This window comes from Streptomyces sp. NPDC028314, from assembly GCF_055565795.1.
In genome coordinates this window covers 732,630-745,635 of sequence record NZ_JBVHTP010000001.1, presented here as the reverse complement: position 1 = coordinate 745,635, position 13,006 = coordinate 732,630, and the positions used below count along the sequence as shown (strand labels likewise).

The window sequence follows — 13,006 nt, the reverse complement described above, 5'->3', positions numbered from 1 at the left end:
GGGCCGCACCCGAGACCGAAGGGCACTCCTGTGGCACGCACCGTCGCCCACGTGATCGTCGACGCACTCAAGGAATTGGGTGTCCGGCACGTCTTCGGCGTCGTCGGAGACGCCTTGAACCCGCTGACCGACGCGATCCGCACCACGGACGACCTCGACTGGGTCGGCTGCCGGCACGAAGAGGCCGCGGCCTTCGCCGCGGGGGCCCAGTCCCAGCTCTCCGGAACCCTCGGCGTGTGCATGGGAACCGTGGGACCGGGCTCCGTGCACCTCCTCAACGGGCTGTACGACGCGGCGAAGAGCCGTACCCCCGTCCTCGCGATCTGCGGGCAGGTGCCCCTCGCCGAGATCGGCAGCGACTACTTCCAGGAAGTCGACAACGACCTGCTCTTCCGTGACGTGGCCGTCTACCGCGCCACCGTCACCTCGCCCGAGCAGATGCCCCGCATGCTCGAATCCGCCGTACGCGCGGCCTTCAGCCAGGGCGGAGTGGCCGTCCTGACCGTCCCCGGCGACCTGGGCGACCAGGAACTGGGCGACGACCGCCCGACGCGCTTCGCCCTCGACCGCGCCGTCACCCGACCCGACGAACCCGCCCTGGCCGAGGCCGCCGAACTCCTCAACGCCGCCTCCCGCGTCACCCTGCTGGTCGGCCGCGGGGCACGCGACGCCCGCGCCGAGGTGCTCCGCGGCGCCGAACTGCTCTCCGCCCCGATGGTGCTCACGCTCAAGGCGAAGGAGGGCTTCGAGGACGACAACGCCTTCCAGGTGGGCCAGACCGGCCTGATCGGCAACCCCGCCGCCGCCCACGCGCTCGACAGCGGCGACGCGCTCCTCATGCTGGGCACCGACTTCCCGTACCGCGACTGGTACCCGAAGGACTGCAAGGTCGTACAGATCGACAGCCGCGAGGAGCACCTGGGGCGCCGGGTCCCCGTGGACGTGGGCCTCGCGGGCGACGTCGGAGCCACCCTGCGGGCCCTGCTGCCGCTGCTGAAGGCGGCGCCGGACCGCACGCACCTGGACGAGGCCCGTGAGCGGTTCGCGCACTGGCAGGAAGGCCAGCAGCGGCTGGCCGACCCGGAGCACGAGCACCGCTGGACCGGCAGGCTCCGAGCGGCTCTGGACAACCGAGACCACCAGATCCGCCCCGAGGCACTGGCCGCCGCCGTGGACCGCCACGCCGCCGACGACGCCGTCTTCACCTCCGACACCGGAATGGCCACCGTCTGGCTCTCCCGCTTCGTCACCATGCGCGGCGCCAGGCGGCTGATCGGCTCGTACAACCTCGGCTCGATGGCCAACGCCATGCCCCAGGCGCTCGGAGCCCAGCTCTGGGCACCCGACCGGCAGATCGTCGCCTTCTGCGGTGACGGCGGACTGAGCATGCTGCTCGGCGACCTCATGACGATCAAGACGTACCAGCTGCCGGTGAAGCTCGTCGTCTTCGACAACCGCCGCCTGGGCATGGTCAAACTCGAACAGGAACAAGCCGGCCTGCCCGAATTCGGTACGGAACTCGACAACCCCGACTTCGCCGCCGTCGCCACGGCCCTCGGCCTGACCGGGATCCGGGTCACCGATCCGGCAGACCTCCAGGACAGCGTCCGCCGCGCGTTCGAGACCCCGGGGCCGGTCCTGCTGGACGTGCTCACCAACCCCGAGGAAGTGGCCGTCCCGGGCAAGCCGACCGTGTCCCAGGGCTGGGGCTTCGCCATCGCCAAGGTCAAGGAGATCCTGCCGAGCCGGGAAGGCTGACCGCGACAGCGGGGGGACGAAGCCGTCTGAGGGGGACGGGGCGGGGTAGTCGCTGAGGCAGGTACCACCGAAGGAGGACACGATGACAGGTCAAGACAAGTCCCGGCGCCACCCGAGGACCACCCCGGCCGAGGCCGAGGGCGAGAGCGGTGACCGCGAGGCCCGGCAGCAGGCGGACGACGCCGTGGTCCGGGGTACGGGCAAGGGCGCGGGCGACGGCGAAGCGGATGACGGCGGCCACGCCGCCAAGCGGCAGCGCCCGGGGATCGGCCGGGAGGAGCAGGCCCGCCCCGAGCGCTGACGGCCCCCGCTCACGGCCCGCGCATGCCGCCCCTCACCCGGCGGCGACCGGGGGGTCCGGGATCTCCCGGCGCAGCACCGGGGCGATCTCGGACTGGAACAGTTCGAGGGAGGCGCGGTGCCGGTCGGCGCCCAGGGGGCCCGCGTCGGCCTGGAGGTGCAGCACGGTGTGCCCGAGCCGCTCGTGGTAGCGGTGCACCTTCTCGATCACTTGCTGCGGGCTGCCGATCAGGGCCGAGCTGCGCTCCACGAAGTCCTCCAGCGTGGGGAAGACCGGCGCGACGCCCAGCTGCCGCTGCGCGGCGAGGTAGCCCTCGAAGGCGGGCCGGAAGGCCTTCACCGCCTCCTGCGAGGTACGCGCCGCGTGGTAGCCGGCGGTGCCCGCGCCGACCGTCGCCAGGGCGGGGTCGTGGCCGTGGTGCTCCCAGCGCTCGCGGTAGTACCGCACCAGCTCGGCGTACGGCTCCACCGGGTGGCTGACGTTCGCCGAGAACAGCGGGTCACCGTAGCGGGCCGCGAGCTCCACCGACTCCCGGCTCGTCGCACTGCCGTGCCAGATGCGGACGGGCTCCCCCAGGGGCCGGGGGAGCACCTCGGCGGCGGACAGCGCGGGCCGGTGGCGCGGGGTCGCCGTCACCTTGTCCTCGCGCCAGATCCGGCGGAACAGCTCGTAGCCCTCCGCGTTGCGCTCCCACTGGTCCTCGGTGCTCACCTGGAACAGCTCGCGCTGCGCGGAGCCGTTCCCCTTGCCGATGATCAGCTCCAGGCGCCCGTCGGAGAGGTGGTCCAGCGTCGCGTAGTCCTCGTACGCCCGCACCGGGTCCAGCAGGCTCAGCGTCGTGACGGCGGTGAACAGCCGGATCGTGCGGGTCAGCGCGGCGATGTGGCTGAGGACCACCGGCGGCGAGGACGAGAGGTACGGCCGTTCGTGCCGCTCGCCCACCCCGAACCCGTCGAATCCCAGCTCCTCCGCCAGCAGCGCGCTGTCGACCACCTCACGGAACCGCTCCCGGGTCGGTTTCGCACGTCCCGTCGTCGGGTCCGGTGCATTGGCGATGAGGGTGATGGCCAGGAACTTCACGGCACCTCGTATTCCCGAGCGTTCTCAAATTCTCCATTTCTCCGAAAAACGCTACGGCGGACCGATGCCGTGAACAACGCCGTGAGTGTGAAAGTAATTTGACAGCATTGTTGCGCCGCAATGTTCAGCCCGGTACCCGCACCGCCAGGAAGGAAGGGCTGCGGCGCAGCGTGAAGCCGAGCGACTCGTAGAGGCGGATGGCGGGGGTGTTGGCAGCGGTCGTGTGCAGGAAGGGCACGTCACCGCGACCGCGGATACCGGCGGCCACGGCGCGCACGAGCCGGGTGGCCAGCCCGCCGCCCCGGTGTTCCGGGTGCGTGCACACGGCGCTGATCTCCGTCCACCCGGGCGGCCGCAGCCGTTCCCCGGCCATCGCCACGAGCCGTCCGCCCCGCCGGATGCCGAGGTACGCACCCAGCTCGACGGTCCGCGCCAGGAACGGCCCCGGCCGGGTCAGCGCGATCAGCTCCAGGATCTCCGGAACGTCCGCCGGCCCCAGCCGGACCGCCTCCGGGTCGGCCTCGGCGCGCAGCGAGGTGTCGATCAGCTGGACACCGGGGACGGAGTCCACGACCGCCCATCCCTCCGGGACGGTGAGCACCCCCGAGACCCCGGTCACGGCACCCGGCCCGGCGAGCGCGGCCAGGTCCTCCCAGGAGCGCGGGTCGGCCGGGTCGGCGAGGGCCGCGAAGGGGGCCACGTCCGACGGGTAGCGGGCGGCACGGGAGCCGGAGTTGCCGCCGGTCACGGCGAAGCGGGAGTGCGGGCCGGACAGGGCGGCCCAGACCGGGTTGTCGAGGACGTGCCGGTCGAGGGCGTGCCCGTCGAGGAGGCGCCCGTCGAGGGGGTGTCCGTCGGGAACGTGCTGGTCGAGGGCGTGGGGCTGCGAGCGCGTCATGGGAGCCGTCCCTGGTCAGGAGTTGTTCAGCGGCAGGCCGGGCGGGTTGACCTCGGAGGTGGCGACGGCCTCGGCGGACAGGTTCCAGGCCGCCAGCACCTGCCCGTACTGTCCTTCCTTGATCAGGTGGTTGATCGCCTCCGCGACCGGCGCGGCCAGACCGCTGTCCTTCTTGGCGGTCGCGGCGATCAGGCCCTGGAGCGTCTCGCCGGCGCCGGAGAACTGGCCCGCCTCGCGGGTGGGGGAGGCGCTCTGCGCGGTCTGGGTGACGTGGTAGGCGACGGACGGGTTGGGGCCGAAGCTCGCGTCGATCTTCTTGCCGCTCAGGGCGAGGTAGGTGCTGTTGGTGTCGGGGAAGTACTTGACGGTGAGGTCCTTGCCCTCGGTCCGCAGCTTGGCCTGCCACTCCAGCAGGATCTTCTCCTGGTTGGTGCCGCGGCTCACGGCGATCGTCCTGGCCGCCAGGTTGCGGTAGTCGTCGCCGAAGTTCCAGGAGTCGTCCTTGTTCACCTCGAAGGCGAGGTTGTCCTTGCGGTAGGACGCGAACTCGTACTTCTTCTTGCGCTCTTCGGTGACCGTGACGTTCGTGAAGGCCACGTCGACCTTGCCGCTGTCGACGCCGACGAAGACGTTCTCCCAGGTCGAGTTCCGCACCACGGGCTTGAGCCCGAGCACGGCGGCCACCAGCCGCCCCAGGTCGGGTTCGGCGCCGGTGAGGGTCTTCTGGTCGGTACCGACGTACGCGAGCGGCGGGAAGCCCGCGGGCAGGGCGCCGACGCCGATGACGAGCTCCCCGCGCCCCCGCACCTCCTCGGGCAGCCGAGCGCGGATGGCCTCCACCGCGGGGACCTGCAACTCGCGCTGCTGCGCGGCGCCGTTGGAGAGCGCGCCGACGGTGACCGCGCCGGAGACCGCCGGGCGGCCCTCGGCTCGAGCCCCGCCCGGACCGGACGCGGCGCTCTGGCCGCCGCACGCGGCGAGCCCGACGGCGAGGGTGGCGGCGGAGGCGGCAGCGAGCAGGCCGCGGGTGACTCTGGAGCGCACGTAGGGGTGCGGGGATCGCATGGCAGTCCTTCGGGGTTCTGGGCGGGGTGAGGCGGGTGAGGCGGGTGAGGTGGCGTGGATCGGGGCGGTTCGGGGCGGGAGTCGGAGCCGGGGCCTTCGGTGTCAGAGCACCCTGCTCAGGAACTCCCGGGTGCGGGGGTGGGCGGGGCGGTCCAACACCTGGGCGGGCGGCCCCTGTTCGACGATCCGTCCGTCGTCGAGGAAGACGATCTCGTCGGCCACCTCGCGCGCGAAACCGATCTCGTGCGTGACGATGACGAGGGTCGCTCCGCTGTCGGCCAGGTCCTTGATGACGGCGAGCACCTCACCGACGAGTTCGGGGTCCAGCGCGGAGGTCGGTTCGTCGAAGAGGATCACCGCCGGCCGCAGCGCGAGGGCGCGGGCGATGGCCACCCGCTGCTGCTGGCCTCCGGACAGCTGGCGCGGGTAGGCGGCGGCCTTGTCGGCCAGGCCGACCCGGCCGAGCAGCTCGCGCGCCAGTCGCCGGGCCTCCGCCCGGGGCAGCCGCCCCGTCGCGACGGGGGCGGCGGCCACGTTGTCCAGCACCGTCAGGTGCGGGAACAGGTTGAAGTTCTGGAACACGAACCCGATCCGGCCGCGCTGGGCCAGGATCGCCTTCTCGCCGAGCTCTTTGAGGCGCTCGCCGTGCCGGCGGACCCCGATCAGCTCGCCGCCCACGCTGACGTGGCCCGACTCGGGTTTCTCCAGGTGGTTGATGACCCGCAGCAGGGTGGACTTGCCGGAGCCGGACCTGCCGAGGACGGCCGTGACGCTGCCGGGCGGGACGGTCAGGTTCACCCCGTCCAGGACCTGGTGGGAGCCGTACCACTTGTGCACGTCGTGCACCTCGACGGCGGCCGACGGGGCGGCGGTGCCGGCACCGCGGGCGGGGCTTCGCGTGCTCATATCGCCGTCTCCGTCCGGAACCGCTCGCGCAGCGCGCCCAGTCCGGCGCGGGCCTTCTGCAGGGGGGTGAGGGGCAGGGTGCGCAGGGCACCGCGTGCGTAGTACCGCTCCACGTAGAACTGCACGACGGAGACGGCGCTGGTGAGGATCACGTACCAGACGGTGGCCACCAGCAGCAGCGGCACCACGTCGCCCGGATACGTGGCGCCCATGCTCTGTACGGAGCCGAACAGGTCGAGCAGCGACACGTAGAAGACCAGCGAGGTGGCCTTCAGCAGCCCGATCAGCTGGTTGACGTAAGCGGGGACGATGGAACGCAGCGCCTGCGGGAAGACGATCCGCGCGAACTGGTAGCGGCGCGGCAGGCCCAGGGCGGACGCCGCCTCGTGCTGGCCCTGGTCGACGGACAGGACACCGGCCCGCACCACCTCGGCCGCGTACGCCGCCTCGCACAGGCTGAGGCCGGCCACCGCGACCACGATGTCGGCGGCCAGCCGCGACTCGTCGAAGGTGAAGAACGCCGGGCCGAACGGCACGCCGATGCTCAACGTCGGGTACAGCGCGCTGAAGTTGTACAGGAAGAGCAGCACCACGATCAGCGGCACCGAACGGAACAGCCAGATGTACGTCCAGCTCACCGCCCGCAGCACCGGGTTGGAGGAGAGCCTGCCGAGGGCGAGCACGATGCCGCCGAACAGCCCCAGCACCGCGCTGTACGCGGCCACCTGGAGGGTGATCAGCAGCCCCTCGACGATCACCGGACGCGTGAACCAATAGGAGAACCGGTCCCATTGGTAGAACGGGTTCGTCAGCAGCCCGTGGCCGACCTGGGCGAGCAGCACCAGTACGAGGGCCGTGGCCGCCCACCGCCAGGGGCGGCGCAGCGGCAGCACCCGCTCGGAGCGCCGCCGGGCCGGTGGCCGGGCAGGGCCCCGGCGTACGTCGGCACGGGCGGCGCCGGCCGGTGGGTCGGGCGGGGCGGCTACAACGGATTCGGTCACGGAGGGCTCCGGCGGGTTCGGTATCCCCGGTACCGGGAAAGGTCCGTACCGGCGGCGGGGCAGAAAAGGGTGAGGCGCCGCGTCGGGCGCCGGGGATCGCCCGGCACCTCCGTATTTCCGCTGACGTCTTTATCTGCGGCGTAAGCTAGGCACCGCCGATATGGGGTGTCAACCAATTCGATATCGGGGGAACGGGAATGAACGCCGATTTCATACGCCGTACACAACGGGCCCGTTCGCGAATTCTTCGTCACGGCGGTGCGACCGCGCAGACCAGTACCTGCCGTGCGCCATCTGGGCCACAATGGTGAGGGGGCACACCTTTCGCGGGGTGGAAGGCGGGATCCGATGCGCTATGCAGCCGTCACCGCGCTGAGCCACGCCGGGCTCGTGCGCGAGCAGAACGAGGACAGCCTCGTCGCCGGCCCCTGGACGCTCTGTGGCACCCAGACCCGCAACCCGCAGACCCTGGTCTTCCCGCTCGGAGCGCCGCTCGTCGTCGCGGTCGCCGACGGGATCGGCGGGCAGCCCGCCGGAGAGGTGGCCAGCGCGATGGTCGTACGCCGTCTCGCGCGGCTCGGCCCGTCCCTGGACAGCGAGGACACCGTCCGCGACGCCCTGAACGTGTGCAACCGGGCGGTGTACGCGGCCGCCGGCCGGGACCCGGAGCTGGCCGGGATGGGGACCACCGTCGCGGGTGCGGTCCTGCTGGAGCGGTCCGTGCTGTTCTTCAACGTCGGCGACAGCAGGGTGCTCGCCACGACGGACGGCGCACTGCGCCAGGTGAGCGTCGACGACAGCCCGCCGCTCGCGCCGGGGCAGCGTACGACCTCGCTCATCACGCAGGCACTCGGCGGCGCCCGAGGCTTCAGCGCCGTGTCGCCCCACGTGACGGCGTCGCAGCTCTCCGCCGGAGACCGCTGCCTGGTCTGTACGGACGGGCTCACCGACCCCGTGCCGGAGGACGTGGTCGAGGCCGTACTGGGGGAGCACGAAGACGGCCGGGCGGCGTTCGAGCTGTGGAAGGCCGCCATCGACGCCGGTGGCCCCGACAACATCACGCTCGCGCTCGTGCGCATCGACGAGTCGTGACCGGCTGGGGAACGGGCCGGACGGGGTGAGCCGCGTCTCACCCTGGCGATGCCGCTTGTCTATGCAACGAGTTGCATAGAAGGATCGAGGCATGGCGCTCGAACACGCGATCCTCGTATCCCTGCTGGAGAAGCCCGGCTCCGGCTATGAGCTGGCCAGGCGCTTCGAGCGGTCCATCGGCTACTTCTGGACCGCCACCCACCAGCAGATCTACCGCGTCCTCAAGCGCATGGAGAGCGCCGGCCTGCTGGCCGTCCGCGAGGTGCCGCAGCAGGGCAGGCCGGACAAGAAGGAGTACTCCGTCGCCGGTCCCGGCCGCGCCGCCCTCTCCGAGTGGCTCCACGAACCGATCGAACCCGAGAGCCTGCGGCACGACCTCGCCGTGAAGATCCGCGGCGCGGCCTTCGACGACCCGGCCGCACTGATCCGCGAGGTCGAGCGGCACCACCGGGTGCACAGCGACCGGCTCGCCCACTATCTCGCCGGCCAACTGCGCGATTTCACCGGGCCGCAGGCCCCCGTGCCGCTCGACGCGGGTCGGGAACTGCAGCACGTCGTACTGCGCGGCGGCATCGCGTACGAACGGATGACCATCGCCTGGCTCGACGACGTACTGGCCACGGTCCGCCGCCTCGGCCCGTCACGCCCCTGCACCTGAACCGGGCCCCTTCACCACCGCACCTCCACCCGCTCGACCCTTGACCCGCTCGACCCCTCAACCCTCGACCCCTCGGAAGGCGGACCTCCATGGCCGACCCCCTGCTGTTCAACCCGCGCACCTACGACCCGGCGCACTTCGACCCCGAGACCCGCAGGCTGCTGCGCGCCACCGTCGACTGGTTCGAGGAGCGCGGCAAGCGCAAGCTGATCGAGGACTACCGTTCCCGGGCCTGGCTGGGGGACTTCCTCGCCTTCTCCGCAAAGGAAGGCCTGTTCGCCACCTTCCTCACCCCGGCCTCCGCCGGCGGCCACGAGGACCAGCGCTGGGACACCGCCCGGATCGCCGCGCTCAACGAGATCTTCGGGTTCTACGGCCTCGACTACTGGTACGCCTGGCAGGTGACCATCCTCGGGCTCGGCCCGGTCTGGCAGAGCGAGAACGCCGCCGCCCGCGGCCGGGCGGCGCAGCTCCTCTCCGAGGGCGAGGTCTTCGCCTTCGGCCTGTCCGAGAAGACGCACGGCGCCGACATCTACTCCACCGACATGCTGCTGGAGCCGGACGGTGACGGCGGCTTCCGGGCCAGCGGCTCCAAGTACTACATCGGCAACGGCAACGCCGCCGGGCTGGTCTCCGTCTTCGGCCGCCGCACCGACGTCGAGGGCCCGGACGGGTACGTGTTCTTCGCGGCCGACAGCCGCCACCCGGCCTACCACCTCGTGAAGAACGTCGTCGACTCCTCGAAGTACGTCAGCGAGTTCCGGCTCGACGACTACCCGGTGGCCGCCGCCGACGTCCTGCACACGGGCCGCGCCGCCTTCGACGCCGCCCTCAACACCGTCAACGTCGGCAAGTTCAACCTCTGCACCGCCTCGATCGGCATCTGCGAGCACGCGATGTACGAGGCCGTCACGCACGCGCACAACCGCATCCTGTACGGCCGCCCCGTCACCGCCTTCCCGCACGTGCGGCGCGAGCTGGCGGACGCGTACGTCCGCCTCGTCGGGATGAAGCTGTTCAGTGACCGCGCCGTGGACTACTTCCGCTCCGCCGGTCCCGACGACCGCCGCTACCTGCTCTTCAACCCGATGACGAAGATGAAGGTGACCACGGAGGGTGAGAAGGTCATCGACCTGATGTGGGACGTCATCGCCGCCAAGGGCTTCGAGAAGGACACGTACTTCGCCCAGGCCGCCGTCGAGATCCGCGGACTGCCCAAGCTGGAGGGCACGGTCCACGTCAACCTCGCGCTGATCCTCAAGTTCATGCGCAACCACCTGCTGGACCCGGCCGATTACGCGCCCGTCCCGACCCGGCTCGACGCGGCGGACGACGCGTTCCTCTTCCGGCAGGGGCCGGCCCGCGGGCTGGGCTCCGTACGCTTCCACGACTGGCGGACCGCGTACGACGCGTACGCCGAAGTGCCGAACGTCGCCCGCTTCCGCGAGCAGGCGGACGCCCTGTGCGAGTTCGTCACCACGGCAGCCCCGGACGAGGCGCAGAGCCGCGACCTCGACCTGCTGCTCGCCGTCGGCCAGCTGTTCGCGCTGGTCGTCCACGGCCAGCTGATCCTGGAGCAGGCCCGCCTGACGGGTCTGGACGAGGACGTGCTGGACGAGCTGTTCTCCGTCCTCGTACGCGACTTCTCCGCGCACGCCGTCGAGCTGCACGGCAAGGACTCCGCCACCGCCGAACAGCAGAGCTGGGCCCTCGGCGCGGTCCGGCGCCCGGTGGTCGACGAAGCGCGTGCGGCGCGGGTCTGGGAGCGCGTGGAGGCGCTGTCCGGGGCTTACGAGATGGCCCCGTAAGCACCTGGCCGACACGGAAGCGGGGCGGTCCTGGCCACAGGGCCGCCCCGCGGTGCGCCCGGCCGCGGGCTCAGCGCGCGAGCCGGGCTTCGAGGCCGTCGAGGATGGCTTCCACGCCGAACTCCATCTTCCGGCGGGCCATCTCGGAGGGATCCGCCTGCGCCTGCTCCTCCAGGCGGGCGCGCAGCCGGGGGTACTGCGACGCGATCCCGGTCGCCCACGTGACGACGTCCTGGACCGGGGCGTCCTCGTCGCCCCTGCCCGGGCGGATCCGCGCCCGCACCATCGCCGCTTTGGCCGCGTCGTCGATGGCGACTCCCGCCACGAAGGTGAAGGCGGTGTTCACCGCCCAGTCGAGGTCCCAGCCGGTGAAGCCCGCGGCCTCGTAGACGGCGTAGTTGTGGTCCTGGAGCCGGGCCATCCCGTGGCCGTACACGAAGTGCGTGCTGATGGCGGTGATCAGCCAGGGGTGCCGTCGGGCCAGGGCGTGCGTGTCGTGCATCAGGGCCCGCGCCGCGGCGCGCCAGCCGGCCGTGCCGGGGTCCAGGGGTTCGATCTCGCCCCAGACCTGGTCGGCGGACAGGACGACGAGGTTCTCCTTGTCGCCGACGTGCCAGTACATGGCGGTGGGGGCCGAGCCGAGCCGCTGGCCGAGTTTGCGCATGCTCAGGCCGTCGATGCCCTCGGCGTCGAGCAGCTCGATCGCGGCCCGGACGATCTGGTCACGGTTCAAGGTCTCACGCGGCATGGCGTCAGCGTAGCCCACTTCTCGCACACCGTTCAATTAGCCCTTGCACGCCGTGCAAGTCTTCTTTTACGGTGTTCAAGCGGCTGTAGTCGCACCCCGTCGCACGCCGTGAAACCGACCGGAGGAACCATGAACGAAGCCCCGCTGCCCTCGCTCCCCACCGAGCGGCCCGCCGGCTGCCCCTTCTCCCCGCCCGGCGAGCTGGGGGAGTTACGCGCACGGCGATCCGTCAGCCGCATGACCTACCCCGACGGCCACGAGGGCTGGCTCGTCACCGGCTACGCCCCGGTCCGCGCGGTGCTCGCCGACTCCCGCTTCAGCTCCCGCTACGAGCTCATGCACCACCCCCTTCCGGGCGGCCCCGAGGGCACGCTGCCGCCGGCCCCGGTGGGCGACATGACCGGCATCGACGCCCCCGAGCACACCCGCTACCGGCGGCTGCTCGCGGGCAAGTTCACCGCCCGCCGCATGCGCCTGCTCACGGCCCGGATCGAGCAGATCACCGCCGAGCACCTGGACGCCATGGAGCTCCAGGGCCCCCGGACCGACCTGGTGCGGGCCTTCGCGCAGCCCATCCCCGCCCTCGTCATCTGCGAACTGCTCGGCGTGCCCTACGCCGACCGGGAGACCTTCCACCGCCACACCGAGGCCCTGATGGACATGGAAGCGACCCCGCAGGAGCGGATCGCCGCGATGACCGGGCTGCAGGACTACATGCTGGAACTGGTCCGGGCCAAGCGGGCGGAGCCCACCGACGACCTGCTCGGCGACCTCACCACCAGCGACCTCACCGAGGAGGAACTCGCCGGCCTCGGCGGCTTCCTGCTCGGCGCCGGACTGGACACCACCGCCAACATGCTCGCCCACGGCACCTTCGCCCTGCTCGGCAACCCGGACCAGTTCGCGGCCCTGCGCGCCGATCCCGGCCTCGCCGACAGCGCCGTGGAAGAGCTGATGCGGTTCCTCAGCGTCGCCCACACCATGATCCGGGTGGCCCTGGAGGACGTCGAACTCGAAGGGCGGACCATCAGGTCGGGCGACACCGTCACCCTCTCCGTCGAGGCCGCCAACCGCGACCCGGAACGCTTCCCCGACCCGGACACCCTCGACCTGCACCGCAAGGCCGCCGGACAGCTCGGCTTCGGCCACGGCATCCACCAGTGCCTGGGCGCCCAACTCGCCCGCGTCGAGATGCGCGTGGCCCTGCCCGCACTCCTCGCCCGCTTCCCGGAGCTGCGCCTGGCCGTCCCCGCCGCGGACGTGCCGCTGCGCACCGGCATGAACATCTACGGCGTGCACCGGCTACCGGTCATCCTCGGCTGAACACACGGCAGTTCGGGTGTGTCACCGAGCCCGCCGCCGTGCCCGCGCCAGGCGCCGAGGGGTCGCACGGGGATCCCGGGACGATGGCGAGGGCGGCCGCGGCGATCCGGTTTCGCGCTCAAGGTGCTGACTCGCGCGGGCGCGACTAGCCTTGCAAGGGAGAGCCGCAGCTGAGGGGTACGCCCCTTGTCGCCGAGGTTCCTGTAACGGCGGGGACCGAAGCGGCAGCGCTTGCCTCGGGGGACGTACGTGGCCGACCCGGCCGCGTCGTTGGCAGGACGCGCTCCTCGCACTTCACGCGGCGACACACTCGACCCGCGCCGCACGATTCCCTTGCGGCCGCGGCCACCCTTGACGTGCTTCGAAGA

The 13,006-nt window shown here is 71.7% G+C and carries 12 protein-coding genes; 6 read left to right on the top strand and 6 right to left on the bottom strand.

Annotation, left to right across the window (positions count from 1 at the left end):
• Positions 1–30 precede the first annotated feature (30 nt).
• Together ACZ4TG_RS03445 and ACZ4TG_RS03440 are read left to right on the top strand one after the other, a co-directional pair.
• Positions 31–1,758 (top strand): thiamine pyrophosphate-dependent enzyme, encoded by a 1,728-nt coding sequence (locus ACZ4TG_RS03445; protein ID WP_468159630.1) that lies wholly within the window; start codon positions 31–33, stop codon positions 1,756–1,758.
• Between the two features lie 82 nt (positions 1,759–1,840).
• Positions 1,841–2,059 (top strand): hypothetical protein, encoded by a 219-nt coding sequence (locus ACZ4TG_RS03440; RefSeq protein WP_468159629.1) that lies wholly within the window; start codon positions 1,841–1,843, stop codon positions 2,057–2,059.
• Positions 2,060–2,092: 33 nt separating this feature from the next.
• On the opposite strand, the gene ACZ4TG_RS03435 is transcribed toward ACZ4TG_RS03440, so the two are convergent.
• The 5 genes from ACZ4TG_RS03435 to ACZ4TG_RS03415 all read right to left on the bottom strand — a co-directional run bounded on the left by ACZ4TG_RS03435 (position 2,093) and on the right by ACZ4TG_RS03415 (position 7,033).
• Positions 2,093–3,139, bottom strand: a complete 1,047-nt coding sequence (locus ACZ4TG_RS03435) for an LLM class flavin-dependent oxidoreductase (protein ID WP_468159628.1) — start codon at positions 3,137–3,139, stop codon at positions 2,093–2,095.
• Positions 3,140–3,263: 124 nt separating this feature from the next.
• A complete protein-coding gene (locus ACZ4TG_RS03430) occupies positions 3,264–4,037 on the bottom strand; it encodes a GNAT family N-acetyltransferase (protein WP_468159627.1) in 774 nt (257 codons plus the stop codon).
• A gap of 15 nt (positions 4,038–4,052) precedes the next feature.
• Positions 4,053–5,102, bottom strand: coding sequence for a transporter substrate-binding domain-containing protein (locus ACZ4TG_RS03425; RefSeq protein WP_468159626.1), 1,050 nt, complete (start codon positions 5,100–5,102; stop codon positions 4,053–4,055).
• Between the two features lie 102 nt (positions 5,103–5,204).
• Positions 5,205–6,008 (bottom strand): amino acid ABC transporter ATP-binding protein, encoded by an 804-nt coding sequence (locus ACZ4TG_RS03420; RefSeq protein ID WP_468159625.1) that lies wholly within the window; start codon positions 6,006–6,008, stop codon positions 5,205–5,207.
• Entirely contained in the window at positions 6,005–7,033 is a 1,029-nt protein-coding gene (locus ACZ4TG_RS03415) for an amino acid ABC transporter permease (RefSeq protein ID WP_468159785.1), read from the bottom strand. The genes ACZ4TG_RS03420 and ACZ4TG_RS03415 overlap by 4 nt, the downstream gene beginning before the upstream one ends.
• 324 nt (positions 7,034–7,357) lie before the next feature.
• On the opposite strand from ACZ4TG_RS03415, the gene ACZ4TG_RS03410 reads away from it, so the two are divergent.
• The 3 genes from ACZ4TG_RS03410 (at position 7,358) to ACZ4TG_RS03400 (ending at position 10,567) form a co-directional block, all read left to right on the top strand.
• On the top strand, positions 7,358–8,101 hold the full coding sequence (locus tag ACZ4TG_RS03410) for a PP2C family protein-serine/threonine phosphatase (RefSeq protein ID WP_468159624.1): 744 nt from the start codon (positions 7,358–7,360) through the stop codon (positions 8,099–8,101).
• 91 nt (positions 8,102–8,192) lie between these two features.
• The gene (locus ACZ4TG_RS03405) at positions 8,193–8,759 is read left to right on the top strand and encodes a PadR family transcriptional regulator (protein ID WP_468159623.1); all 567 of its coding nucleotides are present in this window, start codon (positions 8,193–8,195) and stop codon (positions 8,757–8,759) included.
• Positions 8,760–8,848: 89 nt separating this feature from the next.
• Positions 8,849–10,567 (top strand): acyl-CoA dehydrogenase family protein, encoded by a 1,719-nt coding sequence (locus ACZ4TG_RS03400; RefSeq protein ID WP_468159622.1) that lies wholly within the window; start codon positions 8,849–8,851, stop codon positions 10,565–10,567.
• A gap of 70 nt (positions 10,568–10,637) precedes the next feature.
• On the opposite strand, the gene ACZ4TG_RS03395 is transcribed toward ACZ4TG_RS03400, so the two are convergent.
• Positions 10,638–11,315, bottom strand: a complete 678-nt coding sequence (locus ACZ4TG_RS03395; RefSeq protein WP_468159621.1) for a TetR/AcrR family transcriptional regulator — start codon at positions 11,313–11,315, stop codon at positions 10,638–10,640.
• Positions 11,316–11,444: 129 nt separating this feature from the next.
• On the opposite strand from ACZ4TG_RS03395, the gene ACZ4TG_RS03390 reads away from it, so the two are divergent.
• On the top strand, positions 11,445–12,638 hold the full coding sequence (locus ACZ4TG_RS03390; RefSeq protein ID WP_468159620.1) for a cytochrome P450: 1,194 nt from the start codon (positions 11,445–11,447) through the stop codon (positions 12,636–12,638).
• Positions 12,639–13,006: the final 368 nt, after the last annotated feature.

Coding starts and splice junctions, on each gene's coding strand:
- ACZ4TG_RS03420 (WP_468159625.1), bottom strand. CDS start 6,008: ATGAGCACGCGAAGCCCCGCCCGCGGTGCCGGCACCGCCGCCCCGTCG.
- ACZ4TG_RS03400 (WP_468159622.1), top strand. CDS start 8,849: ATGGCCGACCCCCTGCTGTTCAACCCGCGCACCTACGACCCGGCGCAC.
- ACZ4TG_RS03405 (WP_468159623.1), top strand. CDS start 8,193: ATGGCGCTCGAACACGCGATCCTCGTATCCCTGCTGGAGAAGCCCGGC.
- ACZ4TG_RS03390 (WP_468159620.1), top strand. CDS start 11,445: ATGAACGAAGCCCCGCTGCCCTCGCTCCCCACCGAGCGGCCCGCCGGC.
- ACZ4TG_RS03440 (WP_468159629.1), top strand. CDS start 1,841: ATGACAGGTCAAGACAAGTCCCGGCGCCACCCGAGGACCACCCCGGCC.
- ACZ4TG_RS03410 (WP_468159624.1), top strand. CDS start 7,358: ATGCGCTATGCAGCCGTCACCGCGCTGAGCCACGCCGGGCTCGTGCGC.
- ACZ4TG_RS03430 (WP_468159627.1), bottom strand. CDS start 4,037: ATGACGCGCTCGCAGCCCCACGCCCTCGACCAGCACGTTCCCGACGGA.
- ACZ4TG_RS03425 (WP_468159626.1), bottom strand. CDS start 5,102: ATGCGATCCCCGCACCCCTACGTGCGCTCCAGAGTCACCCGCGGCCTG.
- ACZ4TG_RS03395 (WP_468159621.1), bottom strand. CDS start 11,315: ATGCCGCGTGAGACCTTGAACCGTGACCAGATCGTCCGGGCCGCGATC.